This window comes from Pseudomonas sp. SJZ078 (genome assembly GCF_007828255.1).
Classification (GTDB): Bacteria; Pseudomonadota; Gammaproteobacteria; order Pseudomonadales; family Pseudomonadaceae; genus Aquipseudomonas.
Map to the genome: position 1 here is coordinate 196,230 of NZ_VIUG01000005.1, position 21,314 is coordinate 217,543.

A 21,314-nucleotide genomic window follows, 5' to 3' on the forward strand; every position below is an offset into this window, starting at 1 on the left:
TCTAGCGAGATCCGTTTGAAATCAAAAGGCCATCATCTGATTACTTGCGACCGAGCCCGCTTGGTAGCGCCCCCCCCTCACTTGACCCTGACCACAACCTTCCCCTTCGCGCGCCCCTGAGCCAGATAGTCGAGCGCCCCCTTGGCTTGCTCAAAGGGAAAGACCTGGTCAATCACTGGCTTGATATGCCCAGCGTTGATCAGCTCGCCAAGCGCATTCAATTGAGCCCCATCCGGGCGGACGAAGAGAAATGAATAGCTAATGTCGTTTTTCTTTGCCAGGCCCATGATCTTGCGACTCATCAGGCCGAATACGAAGGTAAGGAGGAAGTTCAGCCGGCGAGTTTGAGCGAAGGCTTTGTCCAACGGGCCGACGAGGGAAACAATTTTTCCTCCGGGTTTGAGAATGCCAACGGACTTCTCAAGCGCATCCCCCCTGGTTGTACCGAGTACCACATCGTATCCCTTGAGTACCTGTTCGAAATTCTGGTTCTTATAGTCGATCACTTCGTCTGCACCCAAGTTGCCAACCCACTCGGTATTGGCGGTGCTGGTGGTCGTGGCTACCTTGGCGCCCAGGTACTTTGCCAGTTGGATCGCGAACGTCCCGATACCCCCTGAGCCCGCCGGTATGAACACTTTCTGATCGGATTCAAGGTGTGCACGCCCTTTCAACGCTTGCCAGGCGGTAAGCCCCACCATCGGAATAGAAGCAGCCTGCACGAAGTCCAGGTTGTCTGGCTTGAGCGCGGCAACATGCTCCGGTACGGCGACATACTCGGCGAGTGAACCGATGCCAAGATCAAACACACTGGCAAAAATGGCGTCACCGACCTTGAAGCGAGTCACAGCGCTTCCAACCTCCCTGACTACGCCAGCGAGATCGCTGCCTATCGTGGCGGGTAGCTGGAACTTCAAAACGGGTTTGAACATGCCCGTGAGAATCATGTTGTCGATCGGGTTCAACCCGGCAGCGTGAACCTCGACCAACAATTCGTCAGGCTTGATGGCTGGGCGAGAAACCTGCTCAAACCCGACGTCCGACGACTTGCCATAGCGTTTGAAGGTGAGTGCTTTCATATTGATTCCGATAGGTTGGATGGTAGGGGCTATGGCGTATCGCAGCTCAGATTTGCTTTCAGATTTTGATGGAAGCGCAGATAATGATTGCGACCGAACTCTAAAAAGTCAACATTTTGATGTCAGTCGACATCAATGCATGCTGACGTCATAGATGAAACCCCCGTGGATAGGCCATGAAAGTCTCGAAAAAACAGGCGCAGGAAAATCGTGCGCACATCGTGGAAACAGCGTCGGCTCTCTTTCGAGAGCGCGGCTATGACGGCGTAGGTATAGCGGATTTAATGGCCGCTGCCGGTTTTACCCAGGGAGGGTTCTACAAACACTTCAACTCCAAAGCCGATCTGATGGCGGAGTCGTCGGCGTGCGGCATTGAACAGTCTGCCGCGCTATTGGTTGGCGCCTCGACTGAAGATTTCGTGAAGACCTATCTGGCGCGCGATCACCGCGATCATCGCGCCACAGGGTGCACACTGGTAGCCTTGTGCGGTGATGCCGCGCGCAAAGAAGAAGGGGTTCGCGCCACGTTTGCTGCCGGCATTGAAGCCCAGCTCACGGCGTTGTGCGAAAGCGGGAGCGAAGCGGGCAACCCAGACGCTGCGCATGTCCGGGCAAAGCATCTTGCCCTGATGGCGCATGCCCTTGGCGCTGTGGTCATGTCCCGCGCCTGCCCGGATGACTCGCCGCTGGCCGATGAAATTCTTGCTGTGTGCCGTGATGCAATTCTTGGAATGATCGCGCCCTCGGGAACGGCGGATGCGGCCGAACCGGAACGATGACTCCGGGATGGATAGGCAGCTCCCTTCTCTACAGCAGCCGGTAGTCACCTTGCAAAAATGTGGGAGCGAGGCTGCTCGCGATGACAGCGGCACATTCAGCCTTCCAGCGACTGACATACCGCTCGCTCCCACCGAGGGATAACGCTTTTAAACGCCCTTGGTCGAAGGCAGCAGAATCGTCAACACACCCAGCAACGGCAGGTAGGAACACAGCGTGTAGACGTATTCGATGCCGTGGATGTCCGCGAGATATCCCAGCAACGCCGCGCCGATGCCGCCGAAACCAAACATCAGGCCGAAGAATACGCCGGCAATCATGCCGACATTGCCCGGCACCAGTTCCTGGGCAAAGACGACGATGGCGGAGAACGCCGAGGCGAGGATGAAGCCGATGATCATGCTCAGCACGCCGGTCCAGAACAGATCCACATAAGGCAGCGCCAGGGTGAACGGTGCCACGCCCAGGATCGAGAACCAGATGACCTTCTTGCGGCCAATCTTGTCGCCGATGGGGCCACCGAAGAACGTGCCGGCGGCCACCGCTCCCAGGAACAGGAACAGGTACACCTGAGAGCTGGTCACCGACAGGTGGAATTTCTCGATCAGGTAGAACGTGAAGTAGCTGGTGAAACTCGCCATGTAGAAATACTTGGAGAACACCAGCAATGCCAGGACCACCAGTGCGGCGGTCACCCGCGCCTTGGACAGACCATGGGTTGCCTTGCCGCCCTGTTTCAACTTGAACAGGTTGAGGTGGTTACGGTACCAACGGCTCAAGCCGTACTGCACGAAAATGGCGAAGACCGCAAACAGGCCGAACCAGGCAACATGGCCTTGACCAAACGGAATCACGATGGCCGCGGCCAGCAACGGACCGAAGGCGCTGCCCGCATTACCGCCGACCTGGAAGGTCGATTGCGCCAGGCCATAGCGACCGCCTGAAGCGAGCCGGGCCACACGCGAGGTCTCTGGATGGAAGGTCGACGAGCCGATGCCCACCAGCGCGGAGGCCAGAAGGATCGCGCCAAAGCTGCCAACGAACGCCAGCATCATGATGCCGATGAGGGTGCAAACCATGCCGGCAGGCAGCAGCCAGGGCTTGGGGTGACGGTCGGTGTGATAACCCACCCAGGGCTGCAACAGGGAGGCGGTTAGCTGAAAGGTGAGCGTGATCAGTCCCACCTGGGCAAAACTCAGCCCATAGTTGGCCTTCAGCATCGGGTAGATGGAAGGCAGTACAGCCTGAATGAGGTCATTGATCAAATGCGCGAGTGCGCAGGCACCAATGATCCGCATGACAAGCGGGCTCGTTTGGTTGACGACTGAGGCAGTGGTCGAGACTGTGGCGGTGGTGGACATGACAAAAGCTTCCAGGCGATAGGTCTGAAAAAAAACCTGGGCAGAAGATGACAGCACTTTCTGACAGGCTGGTCGTCATCCTAGAATCCACGCAAATGTCTGTCTCACTGGACAAGGGAATCAACCGTCGCAAAAAGGACATCATGATCAAACCCTTGAATGAAGCGTTGCTCGAAATCGACGAAGGTGCCTGGACCATGATCGGGCGGGCAACCGATTACCCTGCGGACTGGTTCATCCCCCCGCACGCCCATGAAAAGCACCAATTGATCTACGCCGTCGAAGGCGTGATGGTCGTACACACGGCGTCCAGCCAGTGGACCGTCCCGTCGAACCGGGGGCTGTGGATGCCATGCGGGCAGAGACATTCCGTGCGGTGCGTGGGCCACGTCAAAATGCGCAGCATATTTGTCCGGCCTGACGCAGTGGCGGACCTTCCGACCGAAACGAAAGCCGTCAGCATTTCCGCCCTATTGAGTGAACTGATCAAGGTCGCAGTGCACCTTCCGCTTCCCCACGCCCCGAACACCCGCGCAGCCAGGGTGATGGAGTTGATTCTCGATGAGCTCGCCCTGCTCCCCACCCTGCCGCTGCACCTTCCGCAACCCACGGACCCGCGGATCAAAAAGATCTGCGTCACGCTGCAAGGCGATCCTGCCGATGGCTCGACACTGTCGGATTGGAGCGCCCGCCTCGGCCTTGATGGGAAGACGATCCAGCGGCTGTTTCGCAAGGAAACCGGGATTACCTTCGGGCAGTGGAGACAGCAGGTGCGCCTGCTGCAAGCGGTGGAGCGAATGGCGGTGGGAGAAAAGATCATCGATGTTGCGCTAGCGCTGGGGTACGACAGCCCGAGCGCGTTCACGAACATGTTCAGGAAGCAGTTTGGCAAGACGCCGAGCAAGTTTTTTATATGAAAGGAGCATTTCCAGAAGCACCGGCGGCGGCTGACCGGCCGCTATCGCGAGCAGGCTCGCTCCACAGGGAATCGTGGCGAACATAAATCCCGAGGAGCCCCAAAAACAACTGTGGGAGCGGGCTTGCTCGCGAAAGCGATGGATCAGCCAATCTCTTCATCAACTGACCCGGCGCCTTCGCGAGCAAGCCCGCTCCCACAGGTTTTGTGACCTACTCACCAACTTTCAGGGATAGTGGCTGGTTCTTCACTGGATTCAGCAGCCAGTTTCAATCGGTCTGCTTTACTGATGTACTTGGGTTTGTTTTTCGGCGCCAACTTGGCACTCGCCTTTTTGGCGTGGGCCTTCAGTAGCTGCTTGATTTTTTTCTGACGATTCATACGCTTCTGCTCAAATCCTGGCGCCCAGGATAATGACAGACCTCAAGCCGTGAACGCCACAATCCCCTATGATCGGACCCACATGAACCCAATCGACACCCTGCCGTTCCAACGCATCATTGCCGCCCATGGCGCACTCGACGGTGCGGCGTATTTCGACGCTGAAGAAGATCTCGTCCAAGAGATATTTCCCGATCGCATCGTTTTCCAGACCAACTACCTGGACTACCGCAGCTACGAGGTCGATCTCGTCGACGGCGCGATACGTGTCCTCAAGACACGACTGGACAACTACCAGCGCGGCGATAAGGCAAAGGTGATCGCGGATGACATGGATGAGCAAGACTGGGAGGAACTGGGCAATCTGTGGCAGCGTCTGAGCCGGGACCTGGACACCCAAGGTCCGGGGCCACAGCTCGATCAGGTCGATACCTTGGCCGATCTGTTCGATTGCCTGTTCGACGAGGATCGCGCACAGGCGCTCATCCAGGGCATTGCGCCGCCAACGGCACAGTGGGACTGGGCGTGGACTCAGCTCGAAACAGCGCTTGCCCAGGCCAATCAACTGGCCGGGTTCGAATGGAAAGAGTGGTCGTCCCATGGGGTCTGCGCCGTCAATAGCCTTGGCCCGTTACGGCAGTTGAACATCGAGATCGCTATGCCCGACCGTAAAGCCATCGATACTGTCAACGGCGCCGACGATTGGGAACGGGCGCTGCTCCAGTATTTCAACGCACAACTGGATCCCCATGACCTGAAACTATTAGCCATCGGCACTCATTTCGATGAACACCAGAGCTTCGCCTGCTTGCCCATGAACGGCTTGGGCCTGGCCAATGCGTTGGAAATCATGGGTAGGCTGGGTATCGTCTACAAATTCTGAGCCTCGAATCGACGACATGAAAATCTGTGATCAATGCAGCAGCCTTCTTTCGGTTGACCGGTCATTGCGCCGGGGGCTGCTCGTAACGATGCTGGATACGCTTCAACTCGCCAGATTGGCGTAGCTGTTCCAAGGCATTGGCCCACGCGGCGACTCGTTCATCCTCGCTGTCTGGACTGAACGCGATGTACAGCGATGAGCGGTACAACTCGATGGGTATCTTGCGGAGCGTGCCGGGGGCGATGTTCAACTGGCGGCTGTAATACGCCACCCCTGCGTCGGTGTCCCCCACGATGATGTCGGTGCGCCCCGCCAGCAGCATGCGGTAGAGCAACTTGCTCTCCGTGGCACTTTTGTCGAGGTTCTTGAAGCCCAGCGACTGCAGCTTCTCAGGCACCAGCCCGGCGTGCCGCGTGGTGATCTGCGGGGCGCCCAGCAGTTGTTCCAGGGAATTCACCGGCGGTGTACGCGCCAGTTGATAAGGATAGATGGCTTCCTCCACGATCGGTCCGACCCACTTGTACAACGGCTCACGCTCCGGCGTGCGGAACAGCGAATACATGATCGTCTTGGGCCGGTTCTTCAAGACCTGGGTGGCACGCATACTGGGCTGCAACAGCACCTCGAACTCATCCCCGGTCAGCGCCATGATGGCCCGGACGATTTCCGTGGTCATGCCGGTGAGTTGACGGTTCTCCTGATAGTTGTAAGGGGCCCACTCCTCAGTGACCACCTGATATTCCTCGGCCCTGACCACACCCGTGCCGAGCAATAGACAGAGCAACGCCGTGGCGGGGGTCAAAGGCTTCACGTGTACTCCTGGAGGACTGTTGGCGTTCCATGGGCGGGCTGACCGGAGGGACAAGGTAAGCATAGACCCCAAACACTGTTGTGCTGGATGAGCAGGCGATTCACCTTCGACCTCATCGTGAGCAAGCTTCCATAACCAAAACCTCGCAAGTATCTGTAATTCCTATAGTCGCTATCGATACCAGCGCCGTTCTCGTCATTGCCCGACCTCTCTAATCTGCCCACCAACGCGATCGACAGCGGTCGCGACAATCACCCAGCCCTTATGGAGAGAGCCCAATGAACACGTTCAACCGCACCCTGGCCATCGCTACCTTGGCACTCGCGACCGTCGGCGCGCAAGCCGCGCCGGCACAACCCAGCGCCCCTGCCACCACCTCTGCCGTCGGCAGCGTCATCCAGTCCGCCAGCTACATCACCACCAAGGACGGCGTCCAGCTGTACTACAAGGATTGGGGCCCGCGCGACGGTCAGGTCGTCACCTTCAGCCACGGCTGGCCGCTGGACTCCGACAGCTGGGAGGCGCAGATGATGTTCCTCGCGTCGAAAGGTTATCGGGTTGTCGCCCATGACCGTCGCGGCCACGGGCGCTCCAGCCAGCCGTGGGAAGGCAACGACATGGATCACTATGCCGACGACCTGGCAGCGGTCATTGAAGCGCTGGACCTGAAGGATGTGACCCTGGTGGGCTTCTCGACAGGGGGCGGTGAAGTGGCTCGCTATATCGGTCGCCACGGGACTGCCCGCGTCAAGAAAGCAGTACTGGTGTCCTCTGTTCCGCCACTGATGCTCAAGACCGACACCAACCCCGGCGGCCTGCCGCTGGCGGTGTTCGACGGCCTGCGCAAGGCGTCCCTGGAAAACCGCTCGCAGCTTTACCTGGACATCGCCTCCGGCCCCTTCTACGGCTACAACCGCAAGGGCGCCAAGCCGTCCCAGGGCCTGATTCAGTCGTTCTGGGCCCAGGGCATGCAGGGTGGCGCCAAGAATACCTATGACTCGATCGCGGCGTTCTCGGCTACCGATTTTCGCGATGATCTGAAGAAATTCGACGTGCCGACGCTGGTGATCCATGGCGACGCCGACCAGATCGTGCCGATAGACGCGTCGGGCAAGGCTTCGGCGGCATTGATCAAGGGCGCCCGACTGATCGTCTACCCTGGCGCGCCGCACGGCTTGACCGAGACGCACAAGGATCGCCTGAACCAGGATCTGCTGACCTTCCTCAAGGAATAAGAGCGGCGCACTCGCCACGCAAGGCCCTTCTCAGGAAGGGCTTTTTTTGCGTTGCAAAGGTATGGAGCCGGTAATCAGCGATGCAGCAACTTGCGCAGCGGCACGCCATCCTTCAGCACCGGCGATTTGATAACGATGTAGCTGAAGTATTTGGCTATACCGATGTTCTTATCCAGCAGCCCCTCCATCACTTCCTGGTAATGCGGAATACTGCGGGTCATGAAACGTGCAAGGTAATCGTAACCGCCACTGATCAAATGGCATTCGAGCACCTCATCGACCAGGCGAATATTGGACTCGAACTTGGCGAAGTCCTCGCGCTTGTGGTCGTGTAGCGTGATCTCCGTGAACACGGTGACCGACTCAGTGATCTTGGCCAGATTGAGATGTGCGTTGTACCCCGAAATATACCCGGCTGCCTCGAGCCGCTTGACTCGCTGCAGACATGGGCTTGCCGACAGACCTACCGCGTCGGCGAGGCTGACATTGGTAATGCGGCCATCTTTTTGCAGCTCAACCAAGATGTTGATATCAATCCGGTCCAGCTTGACTAAACCTTCCATCGCATACCTCGTGATTGTTCTATGCAATCATTCTGTCAGTATTAGCGCCTTAGAGATTGTTGATGCTGTGTCACCAGGTCCGCCATGCTGTTGATGTAAAAATCCGCGGTGCCAGATAAATCAGGTTCGCTGCAACCACGCTGGATCAGGCACACACCGTTTGCCAAAGATACGTCGGCAGACGAACCGCACACCAGCAGAATATCCTTGGGTTCCAGGTCGTTTCTCAATAGCCAGTCGCGATCCTCCAATGGCTTGCTGGTCGGTGACAGAAAATCTTCCGACGCGATTCCCAGACGCTCACAGAATGCCTCGCGATCTGCGCTGTCACGGTCCCCGTAAACCAGCAGCCGATAAAATTTGCGCAGGTACAGCATCGCGCCAGGGGCGTCCTCGTACAGGGACCATTCGCAAACCGAACGGGCGAACGTCATGCCCTCCTCCCAACTGGCCTTGAGTCCCAGACGCTCGGCCAATTGGCGATGTGCAAAACACAGCAGACCACTGAAGCCCAGTTCGGAGAAGCGAGGATAGAGCTCACGCATCACCTGGTCATATTCAGCCAAGACCTGTTCTCTACTCAGTGTATCTGGATAATTCTCGAGCAGCGGTTGCAATGCCGTCCAGATGCCAGAGTTCCGATCGAACAGGACCTCATCGCAATCGATCAGCAGTGCACGATAGTCCGTCAGTTCCATGGCCTGAATGCCTCCCATGTTGGCATTTCAAAAATAGATACTCGTCAGGGTGCTCGGTCGGCATTTATTTCAATGTGCCGACCGAGACCAAGGCGTCAGCTCAAAACCCGTGACAACGCCTTTTCGAGAATATCCAACGCTTCGTCGACCTGCGCCTCTTCAGTCACCAGAGGCGCGAGGAAACGCAATACGTTGCGGTACACGCCACACTTGATCACCAGCAGACCGCCGTTGCGAGCCTCATCGATCACTTGTTGATTCAACTCTGGATCCGGACTGCGAGCCGCATCGTCCTTGACCAGTTCGATCGCAAGCATGAAGCCGCTGCCGCGTACATCGCCGATCTGAGGAAAGCGCGTCTGCAGGCGAACCAGCCCCTGACGCAGACGCTCGCCCAGCTTCACGCCGCGTGCCAGCAATTGTTCCTGCTCGTAGGTATCGATCACCGCCAACGCCGCCGCGCAAGCCAGCGCGTTGCCGCCGTAGGTACCGCCCAGACCGCCGGGCGCTGGTGCATCCATGATTTCTGCACGACCCACCACGCCAGAAATCGGCATGCCAGCGGCCAGGCTCTTGGCCACGGTGACCAGGTCCGGCTGAATACCGGCGTGCTGGAACCCGAACCATTTGCCTGTACGGCCGAAGCCGGTCTGCACTTCATCGGCAATCAACACGATGCCATGTTGTTCGGTGAGCGTGCGCAGCGCCCGGAGAAACTCGACCGGTGCGCTAAGGAATCCGCCGTCGCCCTGGACCGGTTCAATGATGATCGCAGCTACACGGTCCGGAGAAACCTGAGTAGCGAACAGCTCGTTCAGCGCCTGCAGTGCCATCTCACTGGTGAAACCGCGATAAGCATTCGGATAAGGTGTATGGAAGACTTCCGGTGCCATACCGAAGTTCTGCTTATAGGGCTGGCTCATGCCCGTCAGGGTCGTACCAAGCAAGGTCCGACCATGGAAACCGCCACGGAAAGAAATAACTGCAGGGCGTTGGGTATGGGCGCGGGCGATCTTCACGGCGTTTTCAACCGCCTCGGCACCCGAGGTGAACAGCACTGCCTTATGCGCAATGCCACTGGAACCTGCGACCAACCCGCACAAACGCTGCACCAGGTCGAGGTAGGGCCGGTAGGCAACCACCTGGAAGCAGGCATGGGTTACCTTTTGCATCTGCGCCTGCACTGCCGCCAGCACTTTCGGATGGTTGTGGCCGATGTTCATCACACCGATACCGCCGACGAAGTCCAGGTAACGCTTGCCACCCACGTCCCACACTTCTGCCCCTTGGGCCCGATCGATAACCAGCGGGTGGGCAGTGACCAGACCGCGCGGCACGAACTGATCACGCTGCTGGAGCAGATAAGGGGTTTCTTCGCATTTGCTGTTCATGACATCTCCATAGTGAGCCGGGCAACCAGGAGGAGGCTGCGATGTGCCTTAGGTTAAGCTTTCGACGCAATGCTCTAAGCCGAACTTGGCCGCTGAGAAATACGGATCGACTGTTTTAACCCCACAAAACGGCAGAATCCGTCAGGCGCTGCAGGCCCATGGAATCTGCCAGACTGTACCGCCATACACCCCGCGCCCTAATGCCAATCAGTCATTTGCACCGCCCTTATCGACAGAATCTGCTCCGGCATTCGGGCATGCTCCATTCTCTGTACATAAGAGCAGATGCCCATGGCCGAGGAAAAAAAAGCCCGCAGTGTGAGCGGGCAAAAAGGGTGAGCGTGATGTTCTGGAATGAGGCTCAGAGCGCTTCGGCAATCGCCCTGCCGACATCCTGGGTCGAACCCTGTCCGCCCAGGTCGGGGGTGATCGGCCCCTCGGCGATCACCTGCTCGATGGCCTTGAGGATGCCGTCGTGAGCGGCACGGTAGCGCTCATCGCCATTGCCGAGGAAATCCAACATCAGTGCGCCGGACCAGATCATGGCGATTGGGTTGGCGATGTTGCGTCCGTAGATGTCCGGGGCCGAGCCATGTACCGGTTCGAACAGCGAAGGGAAACGCCGCTCGGGATCGAGGTTGGCCGAGGGGGCGATACCGATGGTGCCGGCACAGGCAGGACCCAGGTCGGAAAGGATGTCGCCGAACAGGTTCGACGCCACCACCACATCAAAACGGTCAGGCTGCAAGACGAAACGCGCGCACAGGATATCGATGTGCTGCTTGTCCCACTTCACCTCGGGATACTGCTCGCCCATCAACGCCGTGCGCTCGTCCCAATACGGCATGCTGATGGAGATCCCGTTGGATTTGGTCGCCGACGTCAGGCGCTTGCGTGTCCGGGTCTGGGCCAGGTCGAAGGCGTATTTCAGAATCCGGTCGACGCCGCGTCGGGTAAACACCGACTCCTGGAGCACGAATTCGTTATCGGTGCCTTCAAACATCTTGCCGCCGACGGAGGAGTATTCGCCCTCGGTGTTTTCACGGACGACGACGAAATCGATGTCCCCCGCCTCGCGCCCGGCCAGCGGGCATGGCACGCCGGGAAACAGGCGCACCGGACGGATGTTCACGTACTGGTCGAAGTCGCGACGGAACTTGAGCAACGAGCCCCATAGGGAAATATGATCCGGCACCTTGTCCGGCCAGCCCACGGCGCCGAAGTAGATGGCGTCGAAGCCTTTCAACTGCTCGAACCAGTCGGCGGGCATCATTTGCCCATGTTCCAGGTAATAATCGCAGTGGGCCCAGTCGAGCACTTCGATGCTCAGGCCCAGATCCCACTTGCGCGCAGCCTGTTCCAATACCCGCAGCCCCTCGGGCAATACTTCCTTGCCGATACCATCGCCGGCGATCGCGGCGATCTTGAATGTCTTGCTCATGTCGTTACCTTTGCGGATTCGCGTCAATCAAGCCTGTGCAGACAACCGTTGCTCTACAGCCCACCGATATGGAAAGCCTTGATTTCCAGGTACTCGTCCAGGCCGTACTTGGAACCCTCGCGGCCCAGACCGGACTGCTTGACGCCGCCAAAGGGGGCCACTTCCATGGAAATCAGCCCGGTATTGAGGCCGATCATGCCGAACTCCAGCGCCTCGCCGAAACGCCATGAGCGACGCAGGTCCTGAGTGAAGAAATAGGCGCCCAGGCCATAAGGCGTGGCATTGGCCAGGGCCAGGGCCTCTTCCTCAGTGCTAAAGCGCATCAACGGTGCAACCGGACCGAAGGTTTCTTCCTTGGCCAGCAACATCCCGGCATGAGCCTCGGCCAGCACCGTCGGCTGAACGAACTGGCTGTCACCTGCCGGGATGCCGCCACAGAGCAGACGAGCGCCATTGCCCAGAGCATCGTCAATATGCCGGGCGACCTTACTGACCGCCGCCGTATTGATCAGCGGGCCGATGGTCACGCCGGCCTCCAGGCCATTGCCGACCTTGAGCTTGCCCACCTCCTCCACCAGGCGCTGAGCAAAACGCTCGTAGATCCCGTCCTGCACCAGAATCCGGTTGGCGCAGACGCACGTCTGCCCGGCGTTGCGGAACTTGCTCTGCATGATGCCGGCCACCGCCTGTTCCAGATCCGCATCGTCAAACACAACAAAGGGAGCATTGCCGCCCAGCTCAAGGCTCAAACGCTTGATCTGCTCGGCGCTCTGGCGCATCAACAAGCTCCCCACGGCGGTCGAACCGGTGAAGGAAATCTTGCGCACCGTCGGGTTACCGGTCAGTTCTTCGCCGATACCCACCGGCATGCCGGTCACGACGTTGAACACCCCGGCCGGTATCCCGACTCGCTCGGCCAGCACCGCCAGTGCCAAGGCGGAAAGCGGCGTCAGGTCCGAAGGCTTGACGATGACCGGACAACCGGCAGCCAGGGCCGGCGCGCACTTGCGGGTGATCATCGCGTTGGGGAAATTCCAGGGGGTGATCGCGGCACAAACCCCGACAGGTTGCTTCAGAGTAAGCAGGCGACGATCACCGCTGGGGGCCGGTATGGTCTCGCCGTAGATCCGCCGGGCTTCCTCGGCGAACCACTTGACGAAGCTGGCGCCGTAGCGGATCTCGCCCTTGGCTTCGTTGAGGGGCTTGCCTTGCTCGCAGGTCATGATCAAGGCGAGGTCGTCGAGATTATCGAGCATGGCTTGATACCAGCGCTCCAGCAGCGCCGCGCGCTCCGCCGCGGGCCGTGCGCGCCAGGCCGGCCAGGCACGGTCGGCGGCCTCGATAGCGCGACGGGTTTCCGCGCCTTGCAGGGCCGGAACCCGGGCCAGGCACTCACCCGTGGCGGGATTGATGACATCCAGGGTGGCAGCGTTATCGGCGCTCACCCAACGGCCATCAATGTAAGCGTGTTCTACCAGCAGGCTGGGGTCTTGCAAACGATTCTTGAGCATGATCGAGTCCTGTTCCGAGACAGCCTTCAGTCTATTCAGGCGCCACAGGCCAGGATGCTGAAAGCGCCTTTGCAGCAGCGTTGACTGCTGAATATCAGCGGATGACAGCAGGCTCTACCGGAGAAATTCGCTGATGATGTGAGCGACCGGCCCGCAGGGTCGTGGTGCACCAGGGTCTGCACCGATGCACCTGATCCCGAGTCAGACATTGAAGTGCTTGACCCGCCCACTCAGCTCGCTGGCCAGGCCGGCAAGTTCCTGACTGGACTCGCGGGTCTGCCTGGCGCCGGCCGAGGTCAGTGCGCAGACATCGCGGATATTCAACAAATTGCTGTCGACCTCACGGGCGACCTGGGATTGCTCTTCGGTGGCGCTGGCAATACTCAAACTGCGCTCATTGATCTGTCCGATCGCCTCGACGATAGCATTCAGTGCAGTACCCGCTCCGCGTGCGAGCCCCAGGGTATAGCGGGTTTTTTCATTGCTGCTGTGCATGGCACTGAGGGCGCTGCGGCTGCCTTGCTGTACCGAGCCGATGATGCCCTCGATCTGTCGGGTCGAGTCCTGGGTCCTTTGCGCCAGGGCCCGTACCTCATCCGCCACCACGGCGAAGCCGCGGCCGCTCTCGCCCGCCCGAGCCGCCTCTATCGCCGCATTCAGGGCCAACAGGTTGGTTTGCTCGGCGATGCCTCGAATCACATCCAGTACCGAGCCGATATCGCCAATCTGGCCCGCCAGGTTCTGCAGCGCATCAGCGGTATGCGCCATATCGCCGGTCAACGATTCGATGGCGTCGACGGTTCGGGTGACGCTGTCTTCGCCCTGTCGTGCGCAATGGTCGGCGGCCTGGGACACCTGCGAGGCCGAGGCCGCATTACGCGCCACCTCCTCGATGGCACAGGTCAACTCGGTAACGGCCGTCACCGCCTGGTCGAGTTCCTCGCTCTGCCTTTGCAATCCTTGGCTGGCGTCGTCGGTCACCGCGCTCAATGCCTCGGAAGTCGAGCCCAACTGTTCGGCGGAGCTCACCACCTGACTGACGGTGTCACGCAGGTCCGTTTGCATGCACTGTAATGCCTGCAGCAGGCGTGCCGCCTCATCCATACCGGTGGTCTCAAGCGTCTGGGTCAGGTCGCCCTTGGCGATCCGCTCGGCTGCCGCCATGGCAATAGCCAGCTGCTTGAGCAGGCGCAGTACGATCAAAGTGGCCAGGGTGCCGCCCACCAGCAGCAACGCCAGCAGACCGGCGGACATCAGCAGGGTGTCCTGCCGATAGCTGTCGCGCCTCGCCGCCAGCGCCTCGTTGAGCATTGCCATTGCGGAGTCGCCAAGGGCCTGCAGAGCGCTGATAGGTCGATCATACGCGGCCAGATAATCAGCTGCCGGGTAGCTCAACTTCACTCCGTAGCCACCACCGGCAGAAAGATCCATTTCGACGGCCGCGACCAACTGCGTATCGGTCAATGCCAGCGCCTGCTCGATCTGCGGGCGCAGCGCCGCCAGAGGTGTTTCAAGGGCAGCGGCGAACGCCTGATTGGTCGCCGCTGCCTTGGTGAAGGCCCGAGTCATCCTGTCGAGGCTGGCCAGAGCCTGGCCGGTCAACCCCACCAAGGCACCTTGTTGCTCGGGCAGAATTCGTCCCTGAACCAGATACAGGCTGCCGTAGCCACGCAACTGACCGAACAACTCGGCGGTTTGCGGCATTTCGATCAGCGCGGCGTACATCAGCGAATAGGTTTCCAGGACCGGGTCCAGGGCCAGTTCGAAATGATCGAGTAAGGCATCCTCGATCAACAGGATGGAGGCGATCAGTTGCGAATGCAGTTGCAGGCTCTGCCTGGCTTTGATGGTGCCTTGGCCGATCTGCTCGGACAGCGCCTGCCATTGTTCGCGTACCTTGCGCCAGGCCGTCAACAGCTCCGCATCGACCCCGGCCGCTTGCAGCGCCAGCTCGCTCGCTTCGAAGGCGCGCTGCACCTGCGCTTGCTTGGCCAGGCGCGCCTGTTGCAGGGCGTCGTCGCCGCCGAGCACGGTGGCAGCCAGATCGCGATGCTGCTGGGTCAACGCCACCAGACGGAGCAGCGCCTGGACCGGTGGCAGCCCCTGTACTTCCCGGTCGGCCTGACGGCCCGTCTGCAGCGCGCCAAGCACGTACAAGCTGCTCGGCACGGCAATCAGAGCGAGGACCAGCAGACCGAGCAAGGCGAACTTGGTGGGAAAGGAAAGGCGTTCGAGAACTTTCATGGACGGACTCCCGGAGTGTTATCGGGGACTCGTCGGAGTCCCGCTTTTTTTTTCTTGGTTACTCGGTTGAGGTATTGGTCTTTGGCAGACACGCGTACGCTGTCCTCGAGCGAGAAATCCGCCGACCATCAAGGGATATCGGGTGACGGTCAGAACGCGAGGCAACCCCTCCCGGACTCGGCAAGGGTCACATGCGAAACACCGGCGTTACAGCTTCAACGAGCCCAGCAGCCCATCGAGAAAGCGCTCCCCGGCCCGCATCTGGCTCAGCTCGACGAACTCGTCGGGCTTGTGCGCCTGTTCGATGGAGCCCGGCCCACACACCACCACCGGTATATCCAGGCGCAGGCTGAATAAACCGCCTTCGGTGCCGAAGGAAACTTTTGCGTTGCCGGTATCCGCTGGGGCGAAGTTCCTCAGAAAGCGCACGGCTTCCACACTGGGGTGGGTGTCCAACCCTGGGTAGACGTTCAGCGTCTCGATCTCGATATCGGCTGCACCGGACAGACGCTTGGCCTCGCGCACGATCTGCTCGGCCCGTTCGCGCATCTGCTCGAGAAACTGATCGAGGTCGTCGGCCGGTAAATTGCGCACCTCAAAATCCAGGCTGCACAGGTTCGGGACTATGTTCAGGGCCTTGCCGCCGGTAATCTGCCCGACGTGCACGGTGCTGTAGGGAACGTCGTAATCCGCGTCGCGCGCACCCTGCTGTTCCAGACGCCGTTGGCCCTCGCGCAGCATGGCGATAAAGTCGCAGGCCACATGAATGGCGTTGACCGACCTCGGGGCCAAGGATGAATGGGCTTCCTGCCCCCGACACCGAGCTCGGTAGGAACCCTTGCCCTTGTGTCCGAGAACGAACTGCATGCCGGTAGGCTCACCGACGATGCACAGCATCGGCCGCAACGGCGCCAGGTGCAGGACATCGAGCAAACGGCGTACGCCAACGCAGCCGATTTCCTCGTCATGGGACAGGGCCAGTTGCAATGGGCGGCTCAATGAGCAATCAGCGGCCTCGAGCATGGCGTCGATCGCCAGGGCAATAAAACCCTTCATGTCGCAGCTGCCCCGGCCATAAATCCGCTCATCCTTCAGCGTCGCCTGGAACGCCGGCACGCTCCAGGCCTGGCCGGCGGCCGGCACCACATCGGTGTGCCCGGACAGCAGGATACCGGGCTGATCGTGCGGACCGGTACTGGCGAACAGATTGGCCTTGCGCCCGCTCTCGTCCTTGACGATCAATGACTCGATACCCTTGCTCAGCAGCAGCTCGCGCACATAGTCGATCAGCGCCAGGTTGGACTCCGAGGAGACGGTGTCGAAAGCGATCAATCGCTTGAGGATTTCCAGTGTCCTCGCTCTCATGACGCCATGGTCCGTTGCTCAGCGACGCCGGCGAAGCGCGTGACGTCGAAAGGGGCAATATGCGTGCTGGTGCTCCCGGTGCTGATCAACTCGGCCATCACGTCACCAACCCCCGGCCCGAGCTGGAAGCCATGCCCGCTGAAGCCGAAAGCGTAATACAAACCGTCGACCTTGCCGCTGGAGCCCAGCACCGGAAGGCCATCCGAGACGTACCCCTCGATACCGCTCCATGTGCGGATGATGTTCAGGTTGGCCATATCCGGCGCAAGCCGACGCATTTGCTGCAACTGCTTGAGGATGCTTTGCGGCTCGAAATGGGCGCGCCGGGTGAGCATGTCCGGCTTGCTGTGGTGACACCCGCCGATGATGATATTGCCACGGGGTATCTGCCGGAAATACAGCATTTCCTCGGGATTCTTGGTGAACACGCCAATCACCGTTTTCAGCGCATAGGGTACGGGTTCGGTGACCGACATCTGCGGCCCCTTGGTGACCAGCGGCACCGGTTCACCGAACTGCGCGGAGAGCTTTTCGCCCCACGCGCCGGCAGTGATCAACAGTCGATCGGCGCGATACTCACGACCGTCAGCGGTGTTCACGTGGAACTGCCCGCCGACCTTTTGTACCTGCGTCACTTCCGTGCGCTCCTCGATACGCGCACCGGCCCGGCGTGCAGCGCGAGCGAAGGCCGGCGCAGCAAGGCGTGGGTTCGCGTGGCCGTCATGGGGTGCGTAGGAGCCGCCCTTGACCTCGGGGCCGAGGAACGGGAACCGCTCGTGCAGCTCGCGACCGCTGTAGACGCGCAGATCCAGTTCGCGTGCCTGCGGCGCCGCCGCGTAGGCCTCCAGTTCGGCGATCTCATCCTCGCGATAGCAGACGCGCATGTGCCCGCTGGGAACGAATTCAAGGTCGTCGCCGATCAGTTCCGGCAGGTGCTTCCACAGCGCGAAGGAGCGATTGGCCAACTCCAGTTGACCGAGAAAACGGCCTTGGCGACGCACGTTGCCAAAGTTCACTCCGCTGGCGTACTGGCCGATCTGGTCACGCTCGAGGAGTATCACCGACTGGCCGCGCTGGCGCAGGAAAAACGCCGCCGCAGCGCCCATCAGGCCACCCCCAACAATCAGTACATCGGCTTGTTGCGGGATCATCACGATACCTCCTCGGTAAGCATCGAGAGGGGTTTGACCGGCGCCTGACCACGCTGCCGCCCCACTTCCTGAATGCAGACGCCCGCAGCGGCGGCAATCACCTGCGCCCCGGCCTGCGAGCAGTAGCGGCCTTGGCACCGGCCCATCCCGACGCGGCTGAAGGCCTTGGCGCGATTGACTTCACAGGCACCCTTCTCGCGCACCGCATCGCGCAACTCGCCAACCGTAATCATCTCGCAACGACAGACGATCGCCTCGTCCGGCAAAGCCTGGGCCTGCGCCGCTGGCCAGGGGAAAGCCTCGGCCAGGCCAAGGCGAAACTCATCCATCACTTGCAGCGCACGACGTTGCTCGTTAACCAACCCGGCATCCACCGGCAGGTGCAGGTCGCGTAACAATGCCAATGCAGCCAGGCGTCCGCCGTGCTCTGCCGCATCGGCACCCCGGATGACAGCGCCGTCGCCGGCGGCATATATGCCGCGGACCGAGGTGCGGCCATCCTCATCGGTGTCCAGCAGCCATTGGCTGGTTGCCTCGTCGAAACGCAAACGGCAACCCGCCAGGTCGGCCAGTTGGGTTTCCGGACGCAGGTGATACCCCATGGCCACGGCATCGCAATCGAACTGCGCGGTTGCCCCGTTCGCCGTGCGCACCCGCACGCCGCTGACCCCGCTGTTCGCATCCCCCAACACCTGCAGCGGTTCGACGCCCAGGTGCACCGGGATGCCAGCCAGATAAAGCTTGGCCAACAGCTTCATCCCGGTGAACAGGACCCCAGGACGGGCGAGCAACTTGGGGAGGGCCGCGATACGCTTGCGCAACGGTGAGGTGTCGAGCACCCCGACCACCTTGGCACCGGCCTTGAGGTATTGGCTGGCCACCAGGTACAGCAGCGGCCCGCTACCCATGAACATCACCTGATGGCCGATGGAGACTGCCTGCGCCTTCAGCGCAATCTGTGCACCGCCCAGGCTATAGCAACCCGCCAACTGCCAGCCGGCGACCGGCATCAAGCGGTCGGTGGCCCCGGTACAGAGGATCAGCGCATCGTAATCCACGGTCGAATGTTTGCCCTGGCTGACGCAGCACAGTTGGCCAGGGGTCAGGCTCCACACCAGGGTGTCCGGCCGATAGTCGATCTGCTCACGCAAACAGTCGAAGCTCTGGTGCAACGCCTCGGCCTTGTCCGCTTCGCTGCCATACAGCGTCGCATAGTCACGGCTGAAGCCCTCGGGCTGGCGACGATAGATCTGGCCGCCGTCGCGACGGTTTTCATCGATCAGGATCGGCTTGATCCCCTTCGCCAGCAGGGTCTCGGCGCAACGGATGCCAGCAGGGCCGGCACCAATGATGACCACCCTTGCAGGCTCTACCCGCGAAATGGCCATATCGACTCCGGCTGTGTGGTGACTATCTCCAGGCCCTCGCGAACCTCATTGCTGCAGGCACGTAGACGCTCGCCGCTGCGGGTCCAGACCCAGCAGTCCTGACACGCCCCCATCAGGCAGAAGCCGGCGCGACGCCCTGGGTCGAACTCCGACTGACGCAGCACTGACACGTGGGTCAGCATCGCAACCATCAAGGTGTCGCCCTGTTTTGCCTCGATCGGCTCTCCATCGACCATCAACCTCACCGTCGTCCGGTCGCGCTCGGCCAAGCGCACAAAACGCGCATTCATGCGTAGGTACCTATCAGTTTCATGCTGTTTGATCCTTGCTGTGCCTTGAGCAGCTCGGCGCTTTCGTGGTGGCACAGAACCTCGCTGCCGCCGGCGATGCTTCGGCGTGGCGGCGCACTGCGATTACACAGCCCGTCGATGCGTACCGGGCAGCGGTTGAGGAATGGACACAGGTGCGCAGTGGTATCCACCGCACTGATCGGAGGCAGGTTGCCGCAGGAGGCAGCGCAGCTCTCCAGCCACCCCTGACGCAGCTCCGGTACCGAGTTGATCAACAGGTCGGTATAGGGATGGAACGGCACCTGGACGAATGACTCACAGTCACCCGCCTCGACCTTGTGGCCGCTGTACATCACCACGATGTCGTCACACAGCGCGCGGACGGTAGAGATGTCGTGGCTGATGAAGAGGTAGGAAACCCCCAGCTCCCGACGCAGGTCACGCAGCAGTTCGAGAATTGCCGCCCCTACCACGGTATCCAGTGCCGAGGTCACTTCGTCACACAGGATCAGGTCCGGCTCTGCCGCCAGTGCCCGTGCCAGGTTGACCCTCTGCTTCTGCCCACCGGACAACTCGCCGGGGCGGCGTTGCGCGATGCTTGCCGGTAGCTGCACCAACTGCAGTAACTCAGCCACCCGGCGCTGGCGCTGCGCGCCCTTCATGCCGTGATAGAAACGCAACGGACGGCCCAGGATATCTTCGATGCTGTGTCGCGGATTCAGCGCCGTATCGGCATTCTGAAAGACGAACTGAATTCGTCGGAACTGCTCGCGGGTCCGTCCGACCAACGTCTTGCTCAGAGGCTGGCCATCCAGCAGGATCCGCCCGGCCGATGGCTCCGCCAGGCCGGCGATAGCTTGGGCCAGCGTGGTTTTCCCTGATCCCGACTCACCGATCACACCGACTGCCGAGCCCTTGCGGACCTGGAGGTCGACATCCTGCAACACCTTCTTCAGGCCATAGCAAATCTCGAGACCACGGACGTCGAGCAGTAAATCATTACCCGTGGTGGGCGTGCCTTGATCGGTCGTGTCCTGGTTCGCTGAAGGCTTCATCGCCGACAGCAGGCTACGGGTATAAGGATGTGCCGGTTCTATCAGGATCTGCTCGGTACTGCTGTTTTCCTGGATCTGGCCGTCGCGCAGCACGACGATACGGTCGGCCATCTGCGCCACCACCGCCAGGTCATGCGAGACATAAACGGCCGTTGTGCCGAGTTCACTGACCACCCGTTTAAAGGCCCGCAGGACCTCGATCTGCGTCGTAACATCCAGCGCCGTGGTCGGCTCGTCGAGAATCACCAGTGCCGGATCGGTGATCAGCGCCATCGCAGCCATCAGCCGCTGCAACTGCCCGCCCGAGACCTGGTGCGGATAGCGCGCCCCAATGCCTTCGGGATCCGGCAACGCCAGCGCCCGGAACAACCCGACAGCCTTGGCCTGCGCCTGCTGCCGTGACAGCGTGCCATGGATCAGTGCGCTTTCGATCACCTGCTCCATGATGCTCTTGGACGGATTGAACGCCGCGGCCGCGCTCTGCGCGATATAGGCCACGGTGCGTCCGCGCAGCTTTGCCAGCTCGGCATTCGACAGCTTGAGCACGTCGACATCGCCGATATGTACCGAGCCGCCTACGATGCGACAACCGCTGCGAGCGTAGCCCATCAATGACAACGCGATGGTGCTCTTGCCTGAACCGGACTCGCCGATCAGCGCCAGTACCTCACCTTTTTTCAGACTGAAATCGGCACCGTGTACGATCGGTACATCGATCCCCTCTTCATTTCGCGCAGCCACGCGCAGGCCACTTACCCTGACGATTTCGTTCAT

The 21,314-nt window shown here is 60.5% G+C and carries 19 protein-coding genes; 4 read left to right on the forward strand and 15 right to left on the reverse strand.

Going from position 1 to position 21,314, the window contains the following annotated elements:
- Positions 1-77: 77 nt before the first annotated feature.
- The gene (locus FBY02_RS07590; protein ID WP_144925450.1) at positions 78-1,079 is read right to left on the reverse strand and encodes an NADP-dependent oxidoreductase; all 1,002 of its coding nucleotides are present in this window, start codon (positions 1,077-1,079) and stop codon (positions 78-80) included.
- A 176-nt stretch (positions 1,080-1,255) separates the two neighbouring features.
- Between FBY02_RS07590 and FBY02_RS07595 the strand changes: the two genes are divergently transcribed.
- Positions 1,256-1,858 (forward strand): TetR family transcriptional regulator, encoded by a 603-nt coding sequence (locus FBY02_RS07595; RefSeq protein WP_144925453.1) that lies wholly within the window; start codon positions 1,256-1,258, stop codon positions 1,856-1,858.
- 147 nt (positions 1,859-2,005) lie between these two features.
- Here FBY02_RS07595 and FBY02_RS07600 read toward each other — a convergent pair whose 3' ends face one another.
- Positions 2,006-3,217, reverse strand: a complete 1,212-nt coding sequence (locus tag FBY02_RS07600) for an MFS transporter (protein ID WP_144925456.1) — start codon at positions 3,215-3,217, stop codon at positions 2,006-2,008.
- Between the two features lie 95 nt (positions 3,218-3,312).
- Here FBY02_RS07600 and FBY02_RS07605 point away from each other — a divergent pair, with 95 nt between their 5' ends.
- Positions 3,313-4,134, forward strand: coding sequence for a helix-turn-helix domain-containing protein (locus FBY02_RS07605; protein WP_144925459.1), 822 nt, complete (start codon positions 3,313-3,315; stop codon positions 4,132-4,134).
- Between the two features lie 215 nt (positions 4,135-4,349).
- On the opposite strand, the gene FBY02_RS07610 is transcribed toward FBY02_RS07605, so the two are convergent.
- On the reverse strand, positions 4,350-4,514 hold the full coding sequence (locus FBY02_RS07610; RefSeq protein WP_144925462.1) for a DUF2986 domain-containing protein: 165 nt from the start codon (positions 4,512-4,514) through the stop codon (positions 4,350-4,352).
- A gap of 82 nt (positions 4,515-4,596) precedes the next feature.
- On the opposite strand from FBY02_RS07610, the gene FBY02_RS07615 reads away from it, so the two are divergent.
- Positions 4,597-5,397, forward strand: coding sequence for a hypothetical protein (locus FBY02_RS07615; protein ID WP_144925465.1), 801 nt, complete (start codon positions 4,597-4,599; stop codon positions 5,395-5,397).
- Positions 5,398-5,458: 61 nt separating this feature from the next.
- Here the strand turns inward: FBY02_RS07615 and FBY02_RS07620 are convergent, their stop codons facing one another.
- On the reverse strand, positions 5,459-6,208 hold the full coding sequence (locus FBY02_RS07620) for an ABC transporter substrate-binding protein (RefSeq protein WP_256662480.1): 750 nt from the start codon (positions 6,206-6,208) through the stop codon (positions 5,459-5,461).
- A gap of 278 nt (positions 6,209-6,486) precedes the next feature.
- On the opposite strand from FBY02_RS07620, the gene FBY02_RS07625 reads away from it, so the two are divergent.
- Positions 6,487-7,443: an alpha/beta fold hydrolase gene (locus tag FBY02_RS07625; RefSeq protein WP_144925471.1), complete on the forward strand. Its 957-nt coding sequence runs from the start codon at positions 6,487-6,489 to the stop codon at positions 7,441-7,443.
- A 74-nt stretch (positions 7,444-7,517) separates the two neighbouring features.
- Here the strand turns inward: FBY02_RS07625 and FBY02_RS07630 are convergent, their stop codons facing one another.
- The 11 genes from FBY02_RS07630 to FBY02_RS07680 all read right to left on the reverse strand — a co-directional run bounded on the left by FBY02_RS07630 (position 7,518) and on the right by FBY02_RS07680 (position 21,314).
- Positions 7,518-8,006 carry an Lrp/AsnC family transcriptional regulator gene (locus tag FBY02_RS07630; protein ID WP_144172315.1) on the reverse strand — a complete coding sequence of 163 codons (489 nt, stop codon included), beginning with the start codon at positions 8,004-8,006 and terminating at the stop codon, positions 7,518-7,520.
- 41 nt (positions 8,007-8,047) lie between these two features.
- Positions 8,048-8,704, reverse strand: a complete 657-nt coding sequence (locus FBY02_RS07635) for an HAD family hydrolase (protein ID WP_144925474.1) — start codon at positions 8,702-8,704, stop codon at positions 8,048-8,050.
- 95 nt (positions 8,705-8,799) lie between these two features.
- Positions 8,800-10,095, reverse strand: coding sequence for a 4-aminobutyrate--2-oxoglutarate transaminase (gabT, locus tag FBY02_RS07640; RefSeq protein ID WP_144925476.1), 1,296 nt, complete (start codon positions 10,093-10,095; stop codon positions 8,800-8,802).
- 361 nt (positions 10,096-10,456) lie between these two features.
- Positions 10,457-11,536, reverse strand: coding sequence for a tartrate dehydrogenase (locus tag FBY02_RS07645; protein WP_144925479.1), 1,080 nt, complete (start codon positions 11,534-11,536; stop codon positions 10,457-10,459).
- Positions 11,537-11,589: 53 nt separating this feature from the next.
- On the reverse strand, positions 11,590-13,047 hold the full coding sequence (locus FBY02_RS07650; protein WP_144925482.1) for an NAD-dependent succinate-semialdehyde dehydrogenase: 1,458 nt from the start codon (positions 13,045-13,047) through the stop codon (positions 11,590-11,592).
- Positions 13,048-13,248: 201 nt separating this feature from the next.
- Positions 13,249-15,291, reverse strand: a complete 2,043-nt coding sequence (locus FBY02_RS07655; protein ID WP_144925485.1) for a methyl-accepting chemotaxis protein — start codon at positions 15,289-15,291, stop codon at positions 13,249-13,251.
- A gap of 207 nt (positions 15,292-15,498) precedes the next feature.
- On the reverse strand, positions 15,499-16,656 hold the full coding sequence (argE, locus tag FBY02_RS07660) for an acetylornithine deacetylase (RefSeq protein WP_144925488.1): 1,158 nt from the start codon (positions 16,654-16,656) through the stop codon (positions 15,499-15,501).
- Positions 16,653-17,807: an FAD-binding oxidoreductase gene (locus FBY02_RS07665; RefSeq protein ID WP_144925491.1), complete on the reverse strand. Its 1,155-nt coding sequence runs from the start codon at positions 17,805-17,807 to the stop codon at positions 16,653-16,655. Before FBY02_RS07665 ends, argE begins: the two co-directional genes overlap by 4 nt.
- Positions 17,807-19,195 carry an NAD(P)/FAD-dependent oxidoreductase gene (locus FBY02_RS07670; protein WP_144925494.1) on the reverse strand — a complete coding sequence of 463 codons (1,389 nt, stop codon included), beginning with the start codon at positions 19,193-19,195 and terminating at the stop codon, positions 17,807-17,809. The genes FBY02_RS07665 and FBY02_RS07670 overlap by 1 nt, the downstream gene beginning before the upstream one ends.
- Positions 19,177-19,485 carry a (2Fe-2S)-binding protein gene (locus FBY02_RS07675; RefSeq protein ID WP_144925497.1) on the reverse strand — a complete coding sequence of 103 codons (309 nt, stop codon included), beginning with the start codon at positions 19,483-19,485 and terminating at the stop codon, positions 19,177-19,179. The genes FBY02_RS07670 and FBY02_RS07675 overlap by 19 nt, the downstream gene beginning before the upstream one ends.
- Complete coding sequence (locus FBY02_RS07680; RefSeq protein ID WP_144925500.1) at positions 19,482-21,314, reverse strand: ABC transporter ATP-binding protein; 1,833 nt, start codon at positions 21,312-21,314, stop codon at positions 19,482-19,484. Before FBY02_RS07680 ends, FBY02_RS07675 begins: the two co-directional genes overlap by 4 nt.